At 69.8% G+C, this 21,769-nt stretch carries 23 protein-coding genes; 9 read left to right on the top strand and 14 right to left on the bottom strand.

Going from position 1 to position 21,769, the window contains the following annotated elements; translation table 11 throughout:
• The first annotated feature begins 163 nt into the window (after nt 1–163).
• Together L2C96_RS36075 and L2C96_RS36070 are read left to right on the top strand one after the other, a co-directional pair.
• On the top strand, nt 164–1,471 hold the full coding sequence (locus tag L2C96_RS36075; RefSeq protein ID WP_237339383.1) for an NlpC/P60 family protein: 1,308 nt from the start codon (nt 164–166) through the stop codon (nt 1,469–1,471).
• 79 nt (nt 1,472–1,550) lie between these two features.
• Entirely contained in the window at nt 1,551–2,000 is a 450-nt protein-coding gene (locus L2C96_RS36070) for a DUF2231 domain-containing protein (RefSeq protein WP_237339396.1), read from the top strand.
• Nucleotides 2,001–2,006: 6 nt separating this feature from the next.
• On the opposite strand, the gene L2C96_RS36065 is transcribed toward L2C96_RS36070, so the two are convergent.
• Complete coding sequence (locus L2C96_RS36065) at nt 2,007–3,638, bottom strand: VanW family protein (RefSeq protein WP_237339382.1); 1,632 nt, start codon at nt 3,636–3,638, stop codon at nt 2,007–2,009.
• A gap of 259 nt (nt 3,639–3,897) precedes the next feature.
• Between L2C96_RS36065 and L2C96_RS36060 the strand changes: the two genes are divergently transcribed.
• A complete protein-coding gene (locus L2C96_RS36060; protein ID WP_237339381.1) occupies nt 3,898–4,512 on the top strand; it encodes an SDR family NAD(P)-dependent oxidoreductase in 615 nt (204 codons plus the stop codon).
• A 15-nt stretch (nt 4,513–4,527) separates the two neighbouring features.
• On the opposite strand, the gene L2C96_RS36055 is transcribed toward L2C96_RS36060, so the two are convergent.
• Complete coding sequence (locus L2C96_RS36055; RefSeq protein ID WP_237339380.1) at nt 4,528–5,370, bottom strand: class I SAM-dependent methyltransferase; 843 nt, start codon at nt 5,368–5,370, stop codon at nt 4,528–4,530.
• A gap of 244 nt (nt 5,371–5,614) precedes the next feature.
• Here L2C96_RS36055 and L2C96_RS36050 point away from each other — a divergent pair, with 244 nt between their 5' ends.
• Nucleotides 5,615–6,022, top strand: a complete 408-nt coding sequence (locus L2C96_RS36050) for a four-helix bundle copper-binding protein (RefSeq protein WP_237339379.1) — start codon at nt 5,615–5,617, stop codon at nt 6,020–6,022.
• Between the two features lie 25 nt (nt 6,023–6,047).
• Complete coding sequence (locus L2C96_RS36045) at nt 6,048–6,614, top strand: DUF305 domain-containing protein (RefSeq protein WP_237339378.1); 567 nt, start codon at nt 6,048–6,050, stop codon at nt 6,612–6,614.
• Nucleotides 6,615–6,692: 78 nt separating this feature from the next.
• On the opposite strand, the gene L2C96_RS36040 is transcribed toward L2C96_RS36045, so the two are convergent.
• Genes L2C96_RS36040 through L2C96_RS36005 form a run of 8 tightly spaced genes read right to left on the bottom strand, consistent with a single transcriptional unit; the run spans nt 6,693 to nt 15,038 of the window.
• Nucleotides 6,693–8,105, bottom strand: a complete 1,413-nt coding sequence (locus L2C96_RS36040) for an NADH-quinone oxidoreductase subunit N (RefSeq protein WP_308191218.1) — start codon at nt 8,103–8,105, stop codon at nt 6,693–6,695.
• A gap of 13 nt (nt 8,106–8,118) precedes the next feature.
• Complete coding sequence (locus L2C96_RS36035) at nt 8,119–9,603, bottom strand: complex I subunit 4 family protein (RefSeq protein WP_237339394.1); 1,485 nt, start codon at nt 9,601–9,603, stop codon at nt 8,119–8,121.
• A gap of 16 nt (nt 9,604–9,619) precedes the next feature.
• Entirely contained in the window at nt 9,620–11,443 is a 1,824-nt protein-coding gene (locus tag L2C96_RS36030; protein WP_237339377.1) for an NADH-quinone oxidoreductase subunit 5 family protein, read from the bottom strand.
• A gap of 4 nt (nt 11,444–11,447) precedes the next feature.
• Complete coding sequence (gene nuoK / locus L2C96_RS36025) at nt 11,448–11,753, bottom strand: NADH-quinone oxidoreductase subunit NuoK (RefSeq protein WP_237339376.1); 306 nt, start codon at nt 11,751–11,753, stop codon at nt 11,448–11,450.
• Nucleotides 11,750–12,313, bottom strand: a complete 564-nt coding sequence (locus L2C96_RS36020) for an NADH-quinone oxidoreductase subunit J family protein (protein WP_237339375.1) — start codon at nt 12,311–12,313, stop codon at nt 11,750–11,752. The genes nuoK and L2C96_RS36020 overlap by 4 nt, the downstream gene beginning before the upstream one ends.
• A gap of 16 nt (nt 12,314–12,329) precedes the next feature.
• Nucleotides 12,330–13,253 (bottom strand): complex I subunit 1 family protein, encoded by a 924-nt coding sequence (locus L2C96_RS36015; protein ID WP_237339374.1) that lies wholly within the window; start codon nt 13,251–13,253, stop codon nt 12,330–12,332.
• Complete coding sequence (locus L2C96_RS36010) at nt 13,246–14,706, bottom strand: hypothetical protein (protein ID WP_237339398.1); 1,461 nt, start codon at nt 14,704–14,706, stop codon at nt 13,246–13,248. The genes L2C96_RS36015 and L2C96_RS36010 overlap by 8 nt, the downstream gene beginning before the upstream one ends.
• Nucleotides 14,697–15,038 carry an NADH-quinone oxidoreductase subunit A gene (locus L2C96_RS36005; protein ID WP_372491305.1) on the bottom strand — a complete coding sequence of 114 codons (342 nt, stop codon included), beginning with the start codon at nt 15,036–15,038 and terminating at the stop codon, nt 14,697–14,699. The genes L2C96_RS36010 and L2C96_RS36005 overlap by 10 nt, the downstream gene beginning before the upstream one ends.
• Before the next feature lie 146 nt (nt 15,039–15,184).
• On the opposite strand from L2C96_RS36005, the gene pgsA reads away from it, so the two are divergent.
• Nucleotides 15,185–15,790 carry a phosphatidylinositol phosphate synthase gene (gene pgsA / locus L2C96_RS36000; protein ID WP_237339373.1) on the top strand — a complete coding sequence of 202 codons (606 nt, stop codon included), beginning with the start codon at nt 15,185–15,187 and terminating at the stop codon, nt 15,788–15,790.
• Nucleotides 15,791–15,797: 7 nt separating this feature from the next.
• On the opposite strand, the gene L2C96_RS35995 is transcribed toward pgsA, so the two are convergent.
• Both L2C96_RS35995 and L2C96_RS35990 read right to left on the bottom strand, forming a co-directional pair.
• The gene (locus L2C96_RS35995; protein WP_237339372.1) at nt 15,798–16,667 is read right to left on the bottom strand and encodes an alpha/beta fold hydrolase; all 870 of its coding nucleotides are present in this window, start codon (nt 16,665–16,667) and stop codon (nt 15,798–15,800) included.
• Nucleotides 16,668–16,687: 20 nt separating this feature from the next.
• Nucleotides 16,688–18,139, bottom strand: a complete 1,452-nt coding sequence (locus tag L2C96_RS35990; protein ID WP_237339371.1) for a molybdopterin-dependent oxidoreductase — start codon at nt 18,137–18,139, stop codon at nt 16,688–16,690.
• Between the two features lie 53 nt (nt 18,140–18,192).
• Between L2C96_RS35990 and L2C96_RS35985 the strand changes: the two genes are divergently transcribed.
• A complete protein-coding gene (locus tag L2C96_RS35985; protein WP_237339370.1) occupies nt 18,193–18,795 on the top strand; it encodes a TetR/AcrR family transcriptional regulator in 603 nt (200 codons plus the stop codon).
• On the opposite strand, the gene L2C96_RS35980 is transcribed toward L2C96_RS35985, so the two are convergent.
• Nucleotides 18,796–19,644: a F510_1955 family glycosylhydrolase gene (locus tag L2C96_RS35980; protein WP_237339369.1), complete on the bottom strand. Its 849-nt coding sequence runs from the start codon at nt 19,642–19,644 to the stop codon at nt 18,796–18,798.
• 35 nt (nt 19,645–19,679) lie between these two features.
• A complete protein-coding gene (locus tag L2C96_RS35975; protein WP_237339368.1) occupies nt 19,680–19,967 on the bottom strand; it encodes an alpha/beta fold hydrolase in 288 nt (95 codons plus the stop codon).
• A 95-nt stretch (nt 19,968–20,062) separates the two neighbouring features.
• On the opposite strand from L2C96_RS35975, the gene L2C96_RS35970 reads away from it, so the two are divergent.
• Together L2C96_RS35970 and L2C96_RS35965 are read left to right on the top strand one after the other, a co-directional pair.
• Nucleotides 20,063–20,392 (top strand): hypothetical protein, encoded by a 330-nt coding sequence (locus L2C96_RS35970; protein WP_237339367.1) that lies wholly within the window; start codon nt 20,063–20,065, stop codon nt 20,390–20,392.
• 357 nt (nt 20,393–20,749) lie between these two features.
• Nucleotides 20,750–21,679, top strand: coding sequence for a C40 family peptidase (locus L2C96_RS35965; RefSeq protein ID WP_237339366.1), 930 nt, complete (start codon nt 20,750–20,752; stop codon nt 21,677–21,679).
• The last annotated feature ends 90 nt before the right edge of the window (nt 21,680–21,769 follow it).

Raw genomic sequence — 21,769 nt, 5'->3', positions numbered from 1 at the left:
GTAATAGTACACATCGATACGACCGAAATGTCCCCCGTGTGGGTCAGGTGTGTCCGGCTGTGTTTCCGGTCTTGATCTACTAGCGTTTCTAGTAGATCAAGACCGCGGGTGGGAGGACACGACGGTGGCAGCCAGGGAAAGCAGGTGGCGCGCGCGGACAGTGGTGTCGGTTCTGCTCGCCGTATCGCTGGGCAGCACGGGCACCAGCGCGGCCGTCCCGCCGCCGCCACCCAAGCCGAGCGATTCCGAAATCGACTCGAGCCGTCGGGCGGCCGAGTCGGGCGCCGCCGAGGTCGGCGTGCTCGCCAACCAGCTGGCCGAGGCCGAAGCCCGCCTGACAGCACTGCAGGACGACGTCGAGGTGAAGCTCGAGGACGCCAACAAGGCGCTCGTCGACCTGCAGGCCGCGCAGGACACCGCGGGGCAGGCGGAGCGTGACGCCGAGACGGCACGGCGGACGGCGGACGCGGCCGGCCTCGCGGTCGAGACCGCGAGGCAGAACCTCGACCGGTTCGTCGCGGCCAGCTTCCAGCAGGGCAGCACCCTCGACTCGGTCTCCGCATACGTCGGCGCGGAGAATCCCCGGGATCTGCTAGCCCGCGCCCAGATGTTGACCGCCCTCAGCCAGAGCCAGTTCAACGTGCTGGAGGACCTGCAACGCGCACAGACGGAGAAGGGCAACGCTGACGCCACCGCGCGCGCCGCGCTGCAGGTGGCACAGCAGAGACAGGCGGAGGTCACGCAGGCCAAGGCCGGCGCTGACGCCGCGCTGGCCGCCGCGGTCCAGTCCCAGCAGAGCCAGGCAGCGCGGGCCGGTCAGCTCGAGGCGGACAAGGCCACCGCCGAGCAACGGCTCTTCGACGCGCAGACCCGGCTCGGGGGCCTGCAGGGCCAGCGGAGGCGCTACGAGGACTGGCTGGCGCAGAAGCAACGCGACGACGACGAACGTGCACGGCAGGCAGCTCTGGCGACTCCAAACGCTCGTGGCGCTGCTCCGTCCAGGCAGCGCCCCTCCGGTCCCTCCGTGCAGCGCCCGTCGGCTCCCGCCGGCGCGTCTGTGGAGGCGGTGATCGCCCGGGCGCTCTCCCAGATCGGGGTCCCCTACGCGTGGGGTGGTGGCAACGCCTACGGCCCCACCCTGGGTATCCGTGACGGCGGGGTGGCCGACTCCTTCGGGGACTACCGCAAGATCGGCTTCGACTGCTCCGGCCTGCTCATCTACGCCTTCGCCGGCGTCCGGCCCCTGCCGCACTACAGCGGATATCAGTACGCCCTCGGCCGCAAGGTCCCGCTGTCCCAGATGCGTCCGGGGGACCTGCTCGCGTGGAGCACGGCAGGCCGGATCCATCACATCGCGCTCTACATCGGCAACGGCCAGATGGTCGAGGCTCAACAGTCGGGCACGTTCGTGAAAGTGTCGCCGGTTCGCTACGGAGGGATACTGCCGTTCGCCAGCCGCCTCATCGGGTGACCCGGCAAGCGGAACTACTGTGGCCGGTGGCTCGCGCAGCCACGCTGTTCGTTTCTGACTCCGGGGAGACCACGTGGAGATGCCGTCCCAGCCGGAATCCGCCACGCCTCCCGCGCGGCGCCGGAAGGTCCTGCTGCACCCACTGCTGGTCACGGTGCCGATCGGGTGCTGGATGGCCAGCGCGGTGTTCGACGTCGCCTCCCGGTCCGCCGACAGGCCGGCGGAGTTCACGACCGCCTCGACCTGGCTGGTCGTGATCGGTCTCCTCGCGGCGGTGATCGCCGGCCTGGCCGGGTTCGTGGAGTCGCTCCCCATCCCGGTCGGTACCGTGGCTCACCGGCGCTTCGTCGTCCACCTGATGTTCGCCGGCGCGGTGCTCGTGCTGTACATGCTGGATTACCTGATGCGGCTGGGGGCGCCGCCCGACCGGCCGGTGCCGGCTGGGCTTGTCGTGTTCTCGCTGGTGAACGCCGCGGTGCTGGTGGTGACGATGGGTACGGGCGCGGCCATCCGGGCCGCGTCAAGATGAGGCCCGCTAACTCGAGCAGACCACGTTGGGCTCGGCGTTGTAGCGGACGGTCCGGGTGCTGCGGCTGATCTCCTTGCCGCTGAGGTCGCGGATGATCCTCGTGTCCGATGCCGTGAAGCCCTGCTGGCCCTGCACGGGTTTGCACGGGGTACCCGCCGGCTTGGTGACCGTCGTCGGGTTCACGTAGTCCCGCCGCGGGCCCGGCACGGACTCGACTGTCACGTGCTTGGTGCCCCACAACCGCACCGTGATCGACTTGGGCGTCCAAATGGTCTGGATCGCCACGCCGGTCGGGTAGTCGTTGGTGAACTTCAGGTCGATGACGCTGCTGCCGTCCGGGTTCTGGAACACGGTCGCCTCCCGCGCCGCGGGGTAGCGGCTGATGTAGAAGCTGTGTTCCTTGTGGCCGGCGTCGGTCATGCCCGCGAAGTAGGAGGCGTTGTACAGGGTCGTGGCGAACTGGGAGATTCCGCCGCCCACCTCGCGCGCCGGGACTCCGTCCTCGATCACGCCAGCTTCCACGTAGCCCTGCGCGGCGCCGCGGGGGCCGGTGTACCCGTTGAGGCTGAAGGTCTTCCCGGGCAGGACGACTGCACCGTTGACCTTCTCGGCGACCACGCGGATGTTGACGCCGGAGTCCTGGGCGAAGCCGCCCGTCGTGAACTCGCCGATCACGTCCTTGATCCCGGCCTGCTGGACCTGCTCGGTCGTGACCTTCGCGGGAGTGGTGACGTAGCGGGCGTCGGTCGTCCGGTTGCCGCCCCGGCTGATGGCCTGCAGGAGCCCAGCGAGGGTCTGGTCCCAGTCGATGACCCTGCCGTCGCTGGAGGGCACCACGGCGGGCGCGCCGGTGTCGAAGCTGATCCGGGCGTCCTGCCCCGGCTTCTCGGTGGGAGCGAGCTGATCCAGCAGGGCGTCCAGCTTGGCCTTGTCCAGCCGGGCTATGAGAGAACCGTCGTCCCCGGGCTGGAACGACAGCGCGGCGGCGATGCGCCGTCGCTCCACCGTGGCGGTCCGGCCGTCGCCGCGCACGGTGGCCGGGCCCGAGACGGCGGGCTCGGCCACCTGGGCCAGGGCGGCTCGCACGCCCTCCCGCGTCGCCTTCGGACGTACCTCCTTCACGGCCAGCTCCACTCGGGACGAGCGGGCCCACCCGGTGAGCAACGCCTTCTGCGCGCTGTCGGTGTCGAGCACCTGACCGGGCTGGGGGTCCACCGGGATCGCGGTGGACCCGTCGAAGTGAATGTCGCCCTCGACGGCGGGCCGGTCGACGCTGCTCTTCAGCTTGCCGAGTGTCCCGGCCAGGCCGTCCTCGCTCTCCGTGGCCACGATGTCGAGATCGCGATCACTGAACAGTGAGGTCAGGCGGGACCACGGGTTGAGCGGTTGGGAACCGGCCTGGACGACGGTCGCGGTGAAGTCGACGCGGATTCCCGCGTCCGCCGGGAGGAACTGGGTTTCGGCTGTCCCCGCGACGACCTGGACGGGCCGGGTGAGCCGGGGTGTCAGCTCGTCGCGCAGCTTCTGCTCGGCCGCGGAGGTGCTCAGGCCGCCGATCGGGATACCGGCCACGACTGTCCCGCGCGGGACTTCGCCTCCGGTCAGGGCGAGGTCGAGCAGGTACAGCACGCCAAGCACGACCACCACTCCAGCCGCCGCGATCGCCGCGGGGCGACGCCACCAGGGTCGCGGCTTCGGTTGAGGATCGCTCACACTGCCCGCGAGCGGTAGGTAGGCGGTCTGGTCCCCGTGCTCCTGGTCATCGGTAGTCCTGTCCGCGTCGTCCATCGAAGGAACCACTGTCTCCCCTCATCCCGGCCCTCTGTCACGTTGTCGGGCCACAGCTGGTAACTACTATCACAGGTAGTTGCCTGCTCAGTACGCAAGGTGCGGACGCGTGCGGCACGCCTCCGGCGATGCTACGTTCGGCTTTTCGAGCCTCATGGAGGCGACAGCGATGGAACCCCGCCCGGTCGCCGTGGTGATCGGCGACAGCCGGAGACTCGTCGAAGCGATCGTGCGATCCTTGGCCGGCAGCCATGATGTTCGGGTGGCCGGTGATGCGGCGGCGGCCTGTCCGCCTGGCCGGCCATGGACGGAGCTCGATCGTGTGCCGGCCGGGGTGGAAATCCTGGTGCACTGTGCAGACGTCTACGCCGACGGTCCGCTGCGGGAAACCAGTGCACAAGCCTGGCGAGAGCTCTACCAGGCGAACTTGTTCGGCTTCGCCGAGCTGGCGCATCGCCTTTTGCCTGCCCTGAGGGCGGCGCGCGGACACATCATCGTGGTGGAATCGGCGAGGATCACCGACTCACCGGTGAACCGGGCGGCCTACGTGGGAAGCCGGGCCGCGCTCTCGGTGCTGACTGAGGCGTTGCGCGACGAGGAGGAGGGGCACGGGGTGCGAGTGACGGTGATCGACCCGGCCGAGGATCCCGCGGCGGGGGCGCCAATTCCCGATCGCGCTGAATCAATCGCCGGCGCAGTGCGCTCGGTGACGTCTCTCCGATAGCCGACCGCCGGGGCGCTAGTCCGCTCGACGGGCGGTGACCAGATAGCCGGTACCCAGCCACCGGCTCGCGCCACGGCTGACCGTCTTGTCCGGATGGTGCCGCCAGCCCTGCTTCCACCGGCGGACGATCTTGTCTACCGGAGGCAGGAACGGAGTCACGTCGTAGTAGACGAGATCCCTCGGATGGAACCCCGCGTTCCGCAAAAGGCGACGGAGACGCCGTGCGGGAAGCGCGCGTATCCCGGATCTCGGCACTCCATGCCGCTTCGAGGATGGCACCCCGAGTAGCCGTTCGAGGCGCCCGAGCAGGCGCAACGTCGGCCAGTAGACGCACCATTCGAAGGTTCGGTAGGGGCTCAACGGGTTGAGCATGGTCACGACGGCGAGCCCGCCTGGCCGGGTGACGCGGGCCAGTTCTCGCAGTGCCTGGCGGACCTCGGCGTACTCGAGCACGCCCATGGCCACGACTACGTCGAAGCTGTCGTCGGGGAACGGCATCTCCTCGATCCGTGCGACCGAGAGGCGGACGCCGGCGTGCCCGGTGCGCTCCGCGACGGCGTCGATCATGGCTGGGGAACGGTCGCACGCGGTGATCCGGAACTCGCCGGGGCGGGTGGCGAGGAGATGGCTGATCAGGATGCCCGGACCACAGCCGATGTCGAGGAGGTCGCCGGAGACCGGCGCCAGGGCTTCGTCGACGACGTGGAGACGCGAGAAGAAGTACCTGGTGGACGGTCCTGACTCGTGTGCCGCGACGTAACCGCTGGCGGCGGAAGCGTCGGCGTACTGGTCGCGGACGGCGTCGTCGCGGATGTTCGCGACTTGCTTGTCCGCTCGCCGCTGGTTGGAGAGTGCCATCGGTCCTCCATCGTCCGCCGGGTGCTGAGCCGCGACTCCTACCCTATTTAAGACTATCGAGCATAGTAGTTCGTTACGTCATCTGCTCGATCATTGTCGAGATCCTTCTGGTGCAACGAGTCGAGGCTTCGCACGCCGGCATCTTCCGGACACAAGAACCTTTTCGCTCCGGCGGGTGTGGGTCGTGTTCGAAGGGGTACCCGGGCGACCGGCCACACGACTACGACCATGGATAGGAGATCTGATGACCAGGAGTGCTGAAATGCTCGGCGCCTACCCGGCGGATCTCGGCGGCGTGGACCGGGAGGCGCTGGCGCGGTGCATCGACGCGTGCTTCAGCTGTGCTCAGGCGTGCAGCGCGTGCGCGGACGCCTGTCTCAGCGAGGAAATGGTCGCCGAACTGACCAAATGCATCCGCGGCAACCTCGACTGCGCCGACATCTGCGATGCCACCGGCCGGACGCTGTCGCGCCACACCGGCTACGACGCCAACCTCACCCGGTCGATCCTTCAAGCCTGCGCGGCCGCGTGCAAGGCGTGTGGTGACGAGTGTGCCCGCCATGCCGGGCACCACGACCACTGCCGCGTCTGCGCGGATGAATGCCGCGGTTGTGAACAGGCATGTCGCACTCTGATCGCTTCACTGGGCTGACCCCTCCACTTGACAGGGAGATCGCATGCGTTTCCGAATCGCCCCAAGCCGCATCCGTCTCACCGTCGCCGCACTGGCCGCGGCTGCGTTGGTGGTCGCACCCGCGGCGAGCGCCTCGACCTCGAACAGTGCCAAGGGCAACGACCGCGCCACCAGTCATGACATCAGCTTCATCGCGATGCTCGTTCCGCACCACCAGAGCGCCGTCGAAATGGCCGAGGTTGCTCGGGCCAAGGCGACGAACGCCGAGGTGCGGCAACTCGCGGCGCACATCGCCGGGGAGCAGAGCGGGCAGATCCGGCAGATGGAGGCCTGGCTGAGCCGCCAAGGCGCGAAGCCCGAGCCACCGCCCGCGCCCGTGCGGGAGATGGAGCAGCAGGACCTGCAGATGCTTCGAAGCGCCGAGGGGGCCATGGTCGATCGTATGTTCCTGATGATGATGCGACCCCACCACGCCCAGGCGGTTGCCGAGGCCATCGACGAACTCGAGCACGGTCGGGACCGGTTCGCACTCGACGTCGCGCGCACCACCAAGACCGACCAGAGCCGTGAACTCGCGCGGATGAACGACCTGCTCGCGGCACTCGGCTAGCGGACGCCCGGCTGCTGCCGAGAACTGCGAGAAGGAGGGGGCCCGGCTACAGGGACAGGCCGGGCCCAACTCCCGCGTTCACATCAGGATGAGGCTCCCGCCGAACGCGCTCAGCAGCGGACCGGCCAGCGGGCCCAGCACCACAGAGGCGGCGGCAGCGGCGTAGGCGGTGCCGGCGGACCACCGGTCGACGTCCGAGGCGGCGGGGGAGTCCGCCGAGCGCACGGCGGGGGCGATCCACCGCAGGTAGTAGAACAGACTGGCGACCGTGTTGATCGCCGCGACCACGACGAGCCAGGCATAGCCACCGTCGAAGGCGGCGGTGAATACGGTCAGCTTGCCGGCGAACACCCCGGTCGGCGGGGTGCCGACGAGCCCGAGCAGGCACACCACCAGGCTGACGGCGAGCCAGGGCCGGCGCCGGATCAAGCCGCGGTAGTCCTCGATCACAGCGGCCTTGGGCAGCGCGCACACCACGGCGAACGCCCCGAGGTTGGTGACGGCGTAGGCGGCGACGTACAGCAGCAGGCTGGGCAAGGCGAGGTCGCTGCGCAGGGCGGCGGCGACGGCCATGAGCAGGTACCCGACCTGGCTGATGGTCGAGTACGCGAGCAGTCTGCGCACGTTCTGCTGGAAGAACGCGGCGAGGTTGCCCAGTGTCATGGTGACCGCGGCGACGATCGCCAGCAGCAGCGCCCAGTCGACGGGCGAGTCCGCCAGACCCGAGGACACGAGCCGGTACGCGGCGATTACCCCGCCGATCTTGGGCACCGTGGTGAGGAACGCCGCGACCGGTGGCCTCGTGCCCTCGGTGACGTCCGGCACCCAGAAATGTGCGGGCACCGCGCCCACCTTGAACAGCAGCCCGCCGAGCACTCCGACGAATCCGATGGCCACCGCGGCGGCCGGTGCGCCGCCGAGCGATTCGCGGAGCGGCGCGTACCCGCTGGCCCCGCCGACTCCGAAGAGGACGGTCGCACCGGCGAGCATGACGATGCCGAGCAGGGCCCCGAGCAGGTAGAACTTCAGCGACGCCTCGGTGCCTGTGTCGTCCTTCGCGAATCCCGCGAGCGCGTACAGCGGGATGCTGGCGAGCAGGTAGGCGGCGACCAGCAGCATCAGGTCGTTCGCCCCGGTCAGCAGCACCGTCCCGAGGGCGGCGAGCAGCATGAGGACGTACAGCTCGCTCTCCCGTGGGGCGCCGCGGAACTCCCCGGCGCTGACCCCGAGGGTGATGAGCACGGAGACCAGCACGATGATTCGGCCGGCGTTGGTGGCGACGTCGATCGCATAACTGCCGCCGAACACCGTCTCGTCGTGCCCCCAGGCCACCACGGTCGCGACCAGGCCGGCGAGGCAGGCGAGGGCGGTGACCAACCGGACGGGCCACTGGCGCTGCCGCGGGAGGTAGGACCCGAGCAGCAGGGCGACCACGGCCGCCACCGCGAGGAAGATCTCGGGCAGCAGTGCGGAGGGGTCTTCGTTCATCATCTCCACGGCGCGATCACCGGGCCATCAGGTCGAGGACCGCGCGCGACGCCGGTTCGATCAGGTCGAGCAGGAACCGCGGGAACACGCCGATGACGACGGCGAGCACCAGTAGCGGCGCGATCGAGACGCCCTCGGTGACAGTCAGGTCGGCTGCCGGTTCGGTCGAGCGCGCGGGGCCGAGGAAGATCCGCTGGAAGGCGCGCAGGAACAGGGCCGCTGTGACGAGGATGCCGAGGAACGCCAGCACTGTGGCGACCGGCGTCGCCCCGAGTGACCCGGTGAAGATCTGGAACTCGGCGATGAATCCGGAGAACCCGGGCAGGCCGAGCGAGGCGAACGCCGCCACCGCGGTGAGCCCCGCGAACTTGGGTGCGCTGGCCGCCATCCCGCCGTAGCGGGACATGTCGTAGGTGCCGCCGCGGTCGTAGAGCACCCCGGCCAGCAGGAACAGCGCGGCGGTGATCAGGCCGTGGCTGACCATCTGCGTGACCGCCCCGGTCACCGCGAGCTGGCGCGCCTCGGCTGCGGAATCGGCGACCAGTCCGGCGGCGCCGACCGCGAGGATGATGTAGCCCATGTGGTTGACCGAGGTGTAGGCGATCATCCGCTTGAAGTCCCGCTGTGCCAGCGCCACGAACGCTCCATAGAGGACGCTGACCACGCCGATCACGACGACGACCACGGCGTAGCGGCGCCACGCGTCGGGCAGGATGGGCATCATGATGCGCACGAACCCGTACGTGCCCATTTTCAGCAGCACTCCGGCCAGGATCGCCGACCCGGCCGCGGGCGCCTCCGTGTGCGCGGGCGGCAGCCAGGTGTGGAACGGGACGGTCGGGGTCTTGATCGCGAAACCCACACCCAGGGCGAGCAGCACGAGCCCGGCGACCCATCCGCCGCCGGCCAGCGGCATTTGCCGGGTCAGTTCGACGATGTCGAAGGTGTGCGGTGAGGCGGCGAGGTAGAGGGCGATGAACCCGACCAGCAATGCGAGGGAGCCGACGAAGGTGTACAGGAAGAACTTCACGGCCGCCCGCGCGGCGTCGCGGTGACCCCAGCCCGCGATCACGAAGTACATCCCGACGATCGACAGATCGAAGAAGACGAAGAACAGGATCAGGTCCAGGGCCACGAACAGCCCGAGGCTCACCGTCTCCAGGAACAGGAACAACGCGGCGAAGGAGCGCACCCGCTTGTCCTGACGCAGCGAATAGACCGCGCACGCGAGGAACAGGCCCGCGGTGAGCGCGACCAGCGGCAGGCTGAGACCGTCCACGCCCAGGTGGTAGCCGGAGCTCACGCTCGGGATCCACCGCAGGTTGACCTCGTAGGCGTAACCGTCCCCACCCGGGTAACCCACCCACAACGCGATGACCAGCGCGAAATCGATCGCCGCCACCGCGAGCCACCACCACCGGACGAACCGGTCGGGCACGCGCGGCACCGCGAACAGCACCACCGCGGCCGCCAGCGGCAGGAACACCACGACGCTGAGCACGTTCACCTCACGTTCGTCACAGGACGATCAACAACAGGACCAGGACACCCAGCCCGACGGCCGCCTGGGCGTAGTAGTGGTGCAGCTGACCGGTCTGCGGCCGCGGCGCCTGCCGACCCAGTGCCCGCGCCGCCCCGGTGAGGCCGCGCACGGCGCCCTCGATCGACCATTCGAGGCGCAGGTTCACAAGGCGGCCCAGGCCGCCGGCGGTAGCCGCGGCCGCGCGCACGCCGCCGTCCACCACCCGGTCGTCGAACCGGGCCAGCCCGTCGGCCAGGCGCAGCGCAGGCGTCACGACGAGCAGCCGGGCGAGCCGTTCGAGCCCGAGCCAGCCGGCCAGCACGCGTGGCGCGGCCGGCGACCGCTGGCGCGTCCAGGACGCGGCGACCAGGGCGCCCACGATCGCGATCAGCCCGGAGACGATCAGCTCGAGCCACGAGGCCTCGGGAACTTCGGTCACCCCGAGGAGGGAAGCGAACCAGTGTGCGGGCCCGGGCAGTCCGAGGACGCCGAGCAACGCGGCAGCCAGCGCGAGGACCGGCAACGGTCCCAGGAGCAGTGAGTTCGGCGGCGAGGCCGAACCCGGCTCAGTGGGCAGCCAGAGGACGGCCAGCACCCGGCCCACGTAGGCACCGCTGAGCAGCGCCGCCGCCAACCCCACGACATAGAGGGCGGGTGATCCGGCCAGCGCGGTCGCCAGCACTGCGTCCTTGGTTACCCAGATCGACAACGGCGGAATGCCCGCCAGGCTCATCGCGCCGATGGTGAACACCGCGCCCAGAAGCGGGAAGCGCCGCGCGGCGCCCTTCAGCCGGGCGAGGTCCTTGGTGTCCAGCGCGACCAGCCACGCACCGGCCCCGAGGAAGAGCAGGCTCTTGGTCGCCGCGTGGGCCACGAGCTGGCCCGTCCCGGCCGCCACACCGCCGGTGCCGGCGGCGAGCACCATGAACCCGATCTGCGAGCACGTCGAGGCCGCCAATACCTGCTTGAGGTCGCGCTGTGCCACCGCGACCGCGCCGAGCGCGAGCGCGGTGAGCACCCCGACCCAGGCGACCGTGGTGGCCGCCCACCCGGTCACGGTCAGCAGCGGCTCGACCCGCAGCAGCAGGTACGCACCTGCCGCGACCATCGTCGCCGAGTGCAGCAGCGCCGAGACCGGGCTCGGACCGTCCATCGCCCGTGAAAGCCAGAAACTGAACGGCAACTGGGCGGACTTTCCGATCGCCGCGAGCACCAGTCCGGCCGCGATCGCGTCCCGCCAGCCGCCCGCCGCGTCCGGCAGGCCGGCGAGGTCCAGGCCGGCCACTCCGCCGGCGAGGGCGGCCCCTGCCGCCAGGTACAACCCGAGGTCGGCGGCGCGCGTGGTGAGGAAAGCGACCACACCGGACGCCGCCCGGTGCTCGTCCCGCCACCAGAACCCGATCAGGGCGTACGAGCAGGCTCCCATGACTTCCCATGCCATGAGCAGCGCGGTCAGGTCACGGGCCGTCACGGTCACCAGCATCGCGCCCGCGAAAACCAGCATCAGCCCGTGAAAACGGGCTCGCGACTCGTCGGCGCGGAATTCGCCGGCGGCGAACACGAGCACGGCGAGCAGCACGAGGGCGACGGTCACCACCATGACGGACGAGAGCCCGTCCACACCGAGCCCGAGCCGGAGGCCGGCCAGCAACGGCGCCGAGACCTCCGGCCTGCCGACCGCGGCGATGATCGCGAGCGCGACCGTCGCGGCGGCTATGGCGACGCCGGCCCAGGGAGCCACCCGGTCGGCGCGGTGGCCCGAGAGCAAGAGGGCGCCTCCGGCCACGAAGGGGAGCGCGATGAGCAGCCACAGGGTCATCGGTTCAGCCCTTGAGATCCGCGGCCGAGTCGGTCATGTCCACGTCCCGGCGCCGGAAGATCGCGGTCGTGACGGCGAACCCGATCGCCATGTCGACCGCCATCAGCACGAGCGCGACGACCACCACGACCTGGCCGTCGGGGCGGCTGGGCGAGGCGAAGTACCAGAACGCCGAGGCGGCCACGATGATCGCGTTGGCCATCAGCTCCAGCCCCATCATGATCATCACGATGGACTGCTGGGAGAGCGCGCCGTAAAGACCGACGCTGAACAACGCCGCAGCGAGGAGCAGAAACTGTTGCAGGATCACCGGTTCAGGCCCCCTCGCACTGGGTCGTCGGGGTGCTTGGCGTCGAGCCGGTCGCCGTAACGGTCGTAACGGCCTCGGTGTGCAGCCAGGACGACGGTGGCCACCATGGTGGCGAACAGGCACAGCCCCAGCACCATCATCACGAGCATCTTCGAGCCCATGAGGGCCTCACCGAGGGCGCGCGTCGGGTCGGCGGGCGGTGGCTCGCCCGAAGTCGGCCACGGGATCAGGAAGATCGCCACGGCCAGCACCGCGAACACCCCGCCCGCGATCGCCAGCGAGCCCTTCTGGTTGTGCACCATGGTCATCGGCATCAGTCCGGCCGGGTTCATCATGTACATGATCATGAAGATCGCCATGACGACCATCTCCATGATCATCATGAGGACCACGAGGACGCCGAGGTAGGCCAGGTTCAGCAGCAGCACGGTCCCGGCGGCGAAGACGAACGACGCGAGCAGCGCGAACGTGGCGCGCGCCATGGAGTCCACCCGGAACACCGCGACCCCGGTAGCCACGGAACCGACGGCGCAGACCCAGAAGGCGATCTGTGCCCACATCAGGCGCGCTCCTTTCTCACCGGGCGAGGACCACGAGGGCCACCACGAGCGCCTGCAGCAGCATCAGCGGGATCAGGACCATCCACGCGATCTCCTCGTAACGCTCCACGCGCACGATCGGGGTGCGGCGCCGCATCCACACCAGAACCGCCAGCACCGCGGCGGTCTTCAGCAGCGACCACAGCCAGTCCGGGAGCAGCGGCCCCGCGCCGCCCCCCAGGAACAGTGGCACCGCGAAGGCCGCACCCGACACCAGCAACAGCCACCGTCCGGCCGAGAACAGCAGCCGGTCCACCCCGGACAGTTCGGCTGAGGCGCCGCCCGCCAGGTCCGCGGCGACCGGCTGGCTGAACGGCCCCCAGAACGCCATCGCGAGGACCGACAGCAGGTACACCACGAACGCGACCGGCATCCAGACGACGAACCACACCGAGCCCTGCGCCGCGACGACGTCGCCGACCCGGAGCGACTCGGCCCCCAGTGCCGCCGTGATCAGCGCGAACATGTGCGGCAGCTCGTAGGCCAGTCCCAGCGCGACGAACCGGTACCCCCCGATCATCCCGTACGCCGAGTTGGCGCCCCAGCCGACGAGCCAGACCGCGGCCCACGCGACTACCTCCATCGCGTTGAACCACACGATCCCGATCGAGAAGTCCGCGACCACCCACCGGCCCAGCGGTGTGACCAGGGAGGCCAGGAAGCCGGCGACGAGGAGGGCGAGCGCGCCGCCGCGCGAGAGCAGGAGGTCCGCCGCGATAGTCCGGCGCCGTTGCTGGACCAGCAGTCCGGCCGCGGCGTGGAACGGCTCGATGAGTGCGCCGTTCCGGCTCCCGGCGGCCCGGGACGCGAGCGCCGAGTCCCACGCCGCGGTGGCCGCGACGAGTGACACCAGGACGAGCGGCAGCACCAGGCCGCCCCAGAAGGGAAGCTGTTCAACCATGGGCCACCCGCGCACGTTCGAGGTCCGGATCCAGGCTGGCCACGATCAGCCGGGCCGCCGCGAACTCACTACCGGCCAGCAGGGCCGGCAGGCCCTCGAGGGCCCCCGCTGGATCCTCCTCGTTCGCGGTCACGCCGTCGCGCAGCTCCGCTTCGGCGTCGTCGAGCCAGCGCGTCAAGCGGTCCATCGCGTCGCCGGCCAGCGAAGGGGCAGTCTCGTCGAGCACCCCGACCCCGGACAGCGACCACCGCAGGACCCGTGACCTGCGGACCCGTCGTGCCCACCGATGGAACTCCGGGTCGATCCGCTCACCTGCGAGTGCGCGGTCCCGCAACCGGGCCGCGACGACCGCTGCCTCCTCCCAACCCGCGACGGTCAGGAGCCGGTGACAGCTGTCGAGTCGCCGAGCCGCCTTGCCTGGGATGCCCTCCGCCCGCGACGACCAGAAGGGCTCGGTGCCGTGCGGGGCTGGAAGCAGGTCGACAGTCGCTTCCTGGATGACATCGCCCTGCAGGGCCGCGTGGATCACCAGCCCGTCCGGCCATGCCGGCAGGACCGGGCCGAGCTGCACGTGCAGTTGATCGAGCTGCAGCCCGTCACGGTCCGGCGCGCGGTCGGCCATCGGGATACCGCCGGGCATTTCCATGCCGCTCATGTCGTGACCCGCATGCCCACCGTGGCTCCCATGTCCACCGTGGCTGGCGTGCCCGCCGTGGCTCGCGTGTCCACCATGGCCCGCGTGCTCGTCGTGTTCGCCATGCCCGCCGTGGTTGTCATGCCCACCGTGGCCGCCATGGTCCTCGTGCCCGCCGTGATTGCCATGCCCACTCTGGGCAGCGGGCTGGGTGGGGACGGTGTGCCCCCGATGGGCGCCGTCGCTCATGTGCCCGTCGGGGCCAGCGGGCCCGTCGTGCTCCTGGTCGCGCTGGGTGTGCGCGGTGTGCTGTGCGTGGTCGTGCGGCTCGTGCCCGGTGTGCAGGGTGTGTGCGTGGTGTTCCTGCTCGCCGTGGTGGGCGTGCGGATCCGGGCGGTGTTGCTCGTGTCCAATCGGGCCTTGTGGCGCCTGCTCGTGGTCGGCGGGGTCATTGTGGGGTCCGTGATGATGGCTCACGTCAGGACCGTGGGCTTGGTGCACCTCCGCGCGCTGGTGATCGACAGAGTGCAGTCGGCGCACCGCGTCGTCGAGTGCGGCCGCGACATCCGCCGCGTCGAGAAGTTCTGCACGGACCCGGGGAAACGGCATCTGCCGCCAGACCGCCTCCGCCGCCGCCATCTGCTCGCCGGGTGGCCCCGCGACGATCAGCACGTTGGCTTCAGCCGGGCTGAGTGCCGGTCGCCACCCGCGGACGCGCGCCTCCCGCTCGGCCGCGAGGCGCGCGGCCGTACCTCCCGGCGCTGTGGCGATCAGCGGTCGCACGGGCGTCCGGCGCAGCAGCCAGGATGTCACGTCCACCGGAACACGCCCTCCCGCCACGCATACCAGACGCCTGCGAACAGCAGCGCGAGGAAGAGGAACATCTCCACCACGGCCGCGGCGCCGACCTCCGAGACGACAAGCGTCCACGGGTACATGAAGACCATTTCCATGTCGAAGGCCAGGAAGATCATCGTGATCGTGTACCAGCGGGCGTGGTACCGCGAGACGGCGTGCTCCGCGGGCGCGCCGCCGGACAGGAACGGGTGAACCTGGCGGGCTGTGGGCGCCAGTCGCACCAGCATCGACCCGCCATAGACCGCGGCCACGAGCGCAACCACGGCGACGAGAGCCGCAACCGCACCAGCCACCGCACCCTCCTGTGGTAAGTCGATCTACTAGGCAGCCTAGAGGGTAGGAACGCGTCCGGCCCGCCGACACGCTGTATACCATTACGGGGTAGGCCTAATGGTGAAGAAGTCGCTGACGGGCCGTTGCTACCTCCTGGCGGTGTCCGATGTTCAACACCTTCGCGCGTGCCTTCGTGGCGCGCCTCATCGATCCGCTCGGTGTGGCGCTGGTGAAGGTCGGGCTGACGCCCAACGCCGTGACTCTCCTTGGCACGGTCGGGGCGGTCTCGTCCGCGCTCCTGTTCCTGCCACGCGGGATGCTCCTCGCCGGCACCTTCACCGTCTGGGCTTTCGTGATGCTCGACCTGGTCGATGGCGCGATGGCCCGCGCGGCCGGCACCACGCGGTTCGGCGCGGTACTCGACGCCACGTGCGATCGGCTCGTCGACGGCGCGCTCTTCGCCGCCATCACGTGGTGGGCCTTCGCCACGGGTAGGCCGAGGGCTGCGGCGGCCGCGCTCGTGTGCCTCGTACTCGCCCAGGTGATCTCTTACGTCAAGGCGCGAGCCGAGGCGTCGGGCTTCTCCGCCCAGGGCGGTGTTGCCGAGCGTGCCGAGCGGCTGGCCATCGCGCTCATCGGTACCGGCCTTCAGGGTCTCGGCGTGCCGTATGCCGTCGAGGTGTCGCTGTGGCTGCTCGCGCTGCTGTCGCTGCTGACGCTCGTGCAACGGATCAGGGTGGTGGTCGAGGCCGCGCGGAACGCCGGTTCATAAGCGAGGGTCATGCCGTAGCCCTGACCGTGAGAAAATCCTGGATCAGGCGCGCCAGGGCCACCGGCTGGTCCTCACTGATGAAGGGCCCCGTGTTCTCGAGTACTTCCAAGTGTGCATTCGGGAGGATGCAGGCGAGCCGGTGCGCGTGCTCTTGCGGGAAGAACCGGCGCCGCTCGCGCGCCCAGGCGATCAACGTGGGCCGGTGGAAGGCGTTCAGCCCCCGCGCGGCTTCCTGCGTGAATTCGGAGCTGATCGCCCGCACCAGCGCGGCGAAGTCGCGGCGGACACCGCTGTGCTTACGCAGTGGTTCGGTGTACGACCGCATGATCTCCGCCGGGATCGGCCGCTCGGTGAGCCTGCCGAAGGCGATCGGCAGTCGTTGGACGGCTCGCGAGCGCAGCCCCTGCGCGAGCAGGTAGAGCCCTGTCGGCGTGCGCCCGACCACCTGCAGGTGCTTGATCGGCGGAGGCAGGAAGTTGCCGATGGCGTCGCACGGCGTCAGTACCAGCCGGCCGAGCCGGTCCGGGTGGCGGGCCGCGACCGCTTGTGCGATGGCGCCGCCCGTGTCGTTGGCGACCAGCACCACGTCGTCGAGCCCGAGGGCACCGAGGAACTCGTTGACGAGCTTCGCCAGCCCGAAGAGGGTGAAGTCGGTCCCGGCGCGCATGGGCAGCCGGTGCGAACCGAGCGGCCAGTCGGGGGTGATGCAGCGGTACTGGCCGGCCAGTTCGGGGACGACGTGTCGCCAGACGTCGCCGTTGGCGATGATCCCGTGCAGGAAGACGACGGGTGCGCCGGTCCCGCGTTCGCGGTATTCGATGGGGCCTGCGGCGAGCTCTGTTCGACGCGGCGCGCCCAGCTGAGCGGAGATGGCCACGGTTTGCCTCCTGAGAGGGGTTATGACGAGACGTGGACAGCGACCGTGTGCCAGCCGCTCGCGCCGACGGGGTAAGGCGGCCGCTCCCGGCTGTCCTGGACCTCACCCGACCGGCTGATGGCCCGGGCTTGGACCGAGTGCGCTCCCGGGACGAGGTCGAGCGCGGCCGTCCACCGGCGCCACGAGGAAGGCGAGAGTTCACGTGCCAGCTTTGCCGGCTGCCACGGGCCGTTGTCGGCGCGCACGTCCACGCCTGCAATGCCGTGCGGCGGGGCCCAGGCGACGCCGGCCACCTGGAGCGGGCGGCCGGCTCGCAGGCCCTCCGCCGGTACGTCGATGCGGGCTTGGGGCTGGATCCAGGCGGGCTCGTGCGGCCAGCCCCGCGGCGACCAGTAGTCGGAGTGCGGGCCGGTTGTCAGTTCCAGCTCGGTCAACCACTTCACGCCGGTGTACTGCCCGTAGATGCCCGGTACGAACACCCTCGCCGGATAACCGTGTGCGGCCGAAAGCGGCCGGCCGTTGAGGCCGACCACGACGTAGCCCTTCCACTTCCCGGATCGCAACGGCTCGGTGGGCAGGGAGACGGTGAAACCGTCGACCGCTCGTGTGACCAGCGTGTCCGCTTCGGCGGACGGGGCTGCCCGTTCGAGCAGGGTTCGCAGGGGCACGCCGTGCCACCTGCCGTTGCCCAGCCGGTGCCCGCCCACCGGATTGTGGACGCAGACCATGACCGCGTCGAACTCCTCGGCCTCAGCCATGAGGTCGGCCAGCGACCATCGCTGGGTTTCGCCCACGAGGCCCATGATCGTGAGCTGCCACCGGTTTTCCTCGATCAACGGCGTGCTGAGGTTGACATCCGTGACGTAGAACTGGTCGGCCGGGGTGATGAGTGGAGCCAGCCCGGGCACCGCCTCGGCTCCGTCCTCGGGCACGGCGGCGCTGTCGAGCGGCCGCTGGGTCTCGATTTCGTGCCGCCGCCGCCGGCTCGCCAGCAGACTGCGCGCGGCCACCAGCGAACCGCTACCGAGCAGGACCCACGCTGTCGCGCGGCCCGGGCCTGAGCTGCCGGACAAGGCGTAACTGGTCGTAACAGCTCCGGCGGTCGCCGCGGCAAGAGCCGCCGGAACGGACCGGGGCGGGCGGCGCAGCGCGAGCCCTGCTGTCGCGGTGGCGAGAGCTGTGAGAGCCGCAGTGCGGGCGGCCGTAGGCAGGCGAGCCAAGGCGACGGTCGTGCTGATCGCCGTCGCGCCCACGGCCGCGCGGATCGCCGGCTTGTCCCGGCTCGACAGGAGCTTCACCGTCAGGTCAACCACCTGGCGGGGACTCCAGTCCACCACGCTCCGGCCGACGTTGTCGATCAACGACTGGCCGTTCGTAGCGCTGACCAGTTCGCCGAGACCCAATCCCGCCAACCCGGCAGCAGCCGCGCGGTAACGCGCGGCTCGTCTCGGGGCTTTCGCCTTCCTGCGCATGGCACCTCCGCTCGCGATACTAGCCTGTATTCGAGCTGATACAGTAGCGTCTCATGGACGAATGGGAAAGCCGAGTTGTCGAGGCGGGGCTGGAAATCCTCGCCGAGGAGGGTTTGACGGCCCTCTCGGTGGCCGGCATCGCGCGACGGTTGGGTGCGTCGCGGATGACTCTGCATCGCAAGGGGCTGACCCGGGAACGAGTGATCGAACTACTGAGCATCCGCGCCGGCTACGAGTACCAGCAAGCGGTCTGGCCGACGCTCGTCTCGGACGGGACTGGGCTGGCGCGCCTGGAGCGCGCCCTGCGAGCGACGTGCCAGGTTGCGGATCCGTGGCGGCACCTGCTGGTCGGCCTGTTCGCCGAGGACGGCGGAATCTTCCACGAACCCGAGAAGGTCAGCGGCCTCGAGCGCGACCGAGCGCTGGCGACTCGTACGGTGTTCGTCGAGCCCCTCGCGCGGCTGCTGCGGGACGGGATCGTCGACGGGAGTCTCGCCGGTGTACCCGATGTCGACCGGACCGCGACTGTGCTGTTCAACCAGGTGGGCTGGACGTACCTGGCATTGCGCGTCGGTCAACGGTGGACTCGGGAACAGGCCGAGGACTCCGTGGTGACACTCGCTCTCGCCGCGGTGGCCCAGCGTCCGCCCGGCTGATCAGGTCAACGCTTGGCGGATCGTGAAAGTGCGGCCGCCGTCGGACGAGTAGTGGATCGCGGTTTCAGTCCCCACGTACACGTCGGACACACTGGGCGCGGCGAACGCGCCCGGCGGACCCGGCGCCTGTCCCTGCCGCGCCCAGGTGTTCCCGCCATCCGCGCTGATGTAGATCGTGTTGTTCGGATCGGAGCCCAGCAGCGTGCCGGAAGCGGGCCACTCCACGAAGACCAGTTCCGGGGCGTCGGGCAAGAGGGAGAAGTTGCGGCCGCCGTCGCTGCTCCGCATCAGTCCGTCCGTGGTGTTCGCGACGATGACGTCGGGGCTGGCGGGGTCCACGGCGAAGTCACTGACAGCGAGGCGAGCTCGGTTGTCCCAGTTCCGCATGTCGGTGGTCACCATGAGCTGGCGACTCTGACTGTCGTAGCCGTAGACGAGGCCGTGTTTCGCTTCGATCGAGTGCAGGTCCGCGCGCCCTGCGAGGGACAGCTCACGCCAGGTCTGCCCTGCGTCGGTGCTTTCGACGAGGCCCAGGTGGGGAGGCCCGTCGGTGCGGGATCCAGGATGGCCGCTGCCGAGGAAATGCCGTGGTCCCACGACGGTGAACCCCATCACGTCCTGCACCGGGCCGACCCGCTCCGGTGCGCCGCCCGGTGCGAGTTTGAAGAGTCCGTAGTGGCTCGCGGCGTAGAGCATGCCGTCCGCGGGGTCGACACCGAGTCCGTGCACATGTGCCAGGTCCGGGGTGGTGGACGTGCTGTCGCCTGCGGTCACGCTCGGCGTTGCGCAGGCGGACAGCGTCAGAGCTGTGAGCGTGAGCAGCAGTTTGATGTGCAGGCGTGAGCGCATGCTGACCTTTCCCGGGAGCGTCATTACTAGGAATACTAGTAGTCACCTCCTTGGGGCCGGAGCTTGGCGTGGCACATGACCAGTCGGGCGACTTCGCTGGGTGCATCAGCGGGCATCAGGTGTCCGCTGCGTGGCAGCAGGACCTGGGTCGCCGCGGGCAGCAGCTCGGCGGCGCGGCGGGCACCGCGACGGCCGATGATCCGGTCGCGGCCGGCCCAGGCGATGGTGACCGGTGCCGAGATCTCCGGGATTCGCCGGAACCGGTAGCGCCCGGTGTACCGGCTCATGGTCGCGATGTCGCTCAGCGCCAGCGTCGATGCCATCGTGGACGCTTCTCCTGCGCTGATCACGGCGGGGTGCGCAGAGAACAGGCCGAGTGCGGCGGATCGGGTCACGCGGCCGGCCAGGAGGCAGGCTGGTGTGCACCTCGTGGTCCATCCTGGACCAGTACCGCAGGCTCCATGCCGTGGCGCTGGACGTTCTCGGGCCCGAACACCTGCGCCGCCAGCACGACCGGGCGTTCCGCCACGTCCAACGGCTCATCGCGAGGGGCCGGCGTGAAGGCGTGTTCCGCACCGACTTGCCGGAGGACTGGCTGGTCACGACCTGCTACGCCCTGATCCACGCCGCGGCTGACGAAGTCGGCAAGGGTGAACTCACCACCGAGCAGGCGCCCGGAGTGCTCACTGCGACGTTGCTGTCCGTGCTGGAGGCACGACGACAGCCACGGGATCAGCGCGGACAGTGATCGACCGTCCGAGTATCGCGTCTGATGCGGACACGCGGTTCGGCGGGTAGGCGTGTCGAAGCTCACGACCCATCGAACGACGCAGCCGGTCGGTTGATCACCAAGGGTGAGAAATTCAACGACAGCCTGTAGTACGAAACACGATAGTGGACAACGGCTGCTCGTTACCCTACTGTGACCGCGGACCTTCGGGGAGGTCGAGGAACGTCCGCTGATCCACAAAGGAGAACCACCTCGGTGCGCCCGCACAACCGCAGACTCACCAACGCCGTACGAGCCCTCGCGGCCACAGCGGTCCTCGCGATGACTCTGGTCGCCATCCCCGCAGGGGCTCAGCCCTCCGAAGGCTCTGACGAGATGCAGCGCTACCAGGAACTCGGTGCAGCTGCCGCCCAGGCTGACGAGGACCTGCTGGGCGCACAAGCAGACCTCACCAACGCGAACAACATCCGCGACCGGGCCAACGCCGACCTGGCTGCCGCGAACGAGGCTCTCGCCCGCGCCCAGGCCGCCGAGGGGCAGTTCCGCGGCACAGTGGACGAATTCACCGCGGAATCCTTCCGGGGCGGCCAGTTCGCCCGGCTGTCGGCGATCATGGGCAGCAGCTCCGCCCAGGACTACCTCGACCGCATGTCGGCGCTGAGCATGCTGTCCGCCAACAACATGGAGGCGCTGACCCAGCTGCAGGCTGCGAGCAGCCAGGCGGCGACTGCCCAAGCAGCCGCCGCGGAGGCGAAGACGCGTGCCGATGCCGCGGCGGCCGAGGCGCAACGAGCGCTGGACCTCGTGAACCAGCGCAGGCGGGATCTCAACACCCAGATCAGGCAGGTGCGGCAGGCCCTCAACGCCTTGTCAGCCAGTGAACGGGAAGTCCTCAACACGGTGCAGGACACCGGCTCCTACCTCGGGCCCCCGGGTGCGGCGAACGACGCGTTGCAGGCCGCGCTCTCCAAGCGTGGTTCGGAGTACGAGTGGGGAGCGACCGGCCCCAGCGAGTTCGACTGTTCCGGCTTGACCAGCTGGGCCTACAAACAGGCGGGGGTCAGTCTGCCCCGGACGAGCCGGCAGCAGTACACGGTCGGCAGGCCGGTGTCGATGAGCGAGCTCCAGCCCGGTGACCTTGTCTTCTTCGACGACGGCAGCGGCGACCCGTCGAAGATCCACCACGTCGGCATGTACGTGGGCAGTGGGAAGATGGTCGACGCCCCGACCGAAGGGCAACTCGTGGACGTCCGTTCCGCGAAGGGTGACGGACATTACATCGGCGCGCGACGGATTGTCGGCTGACGCTGGGCACGGCCGGTTGGGGGCGCCGGAGCTGCTGGGGTGGCCACACCGACGCCACGGCATCCGAAGGGGTCTGACCATGGGGAGCGA

The organism is Amycolatopsis tucumanensis, assembly GCF_021654135.1.
Taxonomy (GTDB): domain Bacteria; phylum Actinomycetota; class Actinomycetes; order Mycobacteriales; family Pseudonocardiaceae; genus Amycolatopsis_E; species Amycolatopsis_E tucumanensis.
The sequence above is the reverse complement of the archived record's forward strand: the minus strand, read 5'-3'. Positions and strand labels throughout refer to the sequence as shown.

Bases quoted from the DNA above. Each gene is read 5' to 3' on its own strand.
- L2C96_RS35980 (WP_237339369.1), bottom strand. From the start codon at position 19,644: ATGCGCTCACGCCTGCACATCAAACTGCTGCTCACGCTCACAGCTCTG.
- L2C96_RS36050 (WP_237339379.1), top strand. From the start codon at position 5,615: ATGACCAGGAGTGCTGAAATGCTCGGCGCCTACCCGGCGGATCTCGGC.
- L2C96_RS36020 (WP_237339375.1), bottom strand. From the start codon at position 12,313: ATGTGGGCACAGATCGCCTTCTGGGTCTGCGCCGTCGGTTCCGTGGCT.
- pgsA (WP_237339373.1), top strand. From the start codon at position 15,185: ATGTTCAACACCTTCGCGCGTGCCTTCGTGGCGCGCCTCATCGATCCG.
- L2C96_RS36070 (WP_237339396.1), top strand. From the start codon at position 1,551: ATGCCGTCCCAGCCGGAATCCGCCACGCCTCCCGCGCGGCGCCGGAAG.
- L2C96_RS36045 (WP_237339378.1), top strand. From the start codon at position 6,048: ATGCGTTTCCGAATCGCCCCAAGCCGCATCCGTCTCACCGTCGCCGCA.
- L2C96_RS36055 (WP_237339380.1), bottom strand. From the start codon at position 5,370: ATGGCACTCTCCAACCAGCGGCGAGCGGACAAGCAAGTCGCGAACATC.
- L2C96_RS35985 (WP_237339370.1), top strand. From the start codon at position 18,193: ATGGACGAATGGGAAAGCCGAGTTGTCGAGGCGGGGCTGGAAATCCTC.
- L2C96_RS35990 (WP_237339371.1), bottom strand. From the start codon at position 18,139: ATGCGCAGGAAGGCGAAAGCCCCGAGACGAGCCGCGCGTTACCGCGCG.
- L2C96_RS35965 (WP_237339366.1), top strand. From the start codon at position 20,750: ATGCAGCGCTACCAGGAACTCGGTGCAGCTGCCGCCCAGGCTGACGAG.
- L2C96_RS36015 (WP_237339374.1), bottom strand. From the start codon at position 13,253: ATGGTTGAACAGCTTCCCTTCTGGGGCGGCCTGGTGCTGCCGCTCGTC.
- L2C96_RS36030 (WP_237339377.1), bottom strand. From the start codon at position 11,443: ATGACCCTGTGGCTGCTCATCGCGCTCCCCTTCGTGGCCGGAGGCGCC.
- L2C96_RS36040 (WP_308191218.1), bottom strand. From the start codon at position 8,105: ATGATGAACGAAGACCCCTCCGCACTGCTGCCCGAGATCTTCCTCGCG.
- L2C96_RS35975 (WP_237339368.1), bottom strand. From the start codon at position 19,967: ATGGCATCGACGCTGGCGCTGAGCGACATCGCGACCATGAGCCGGTAC.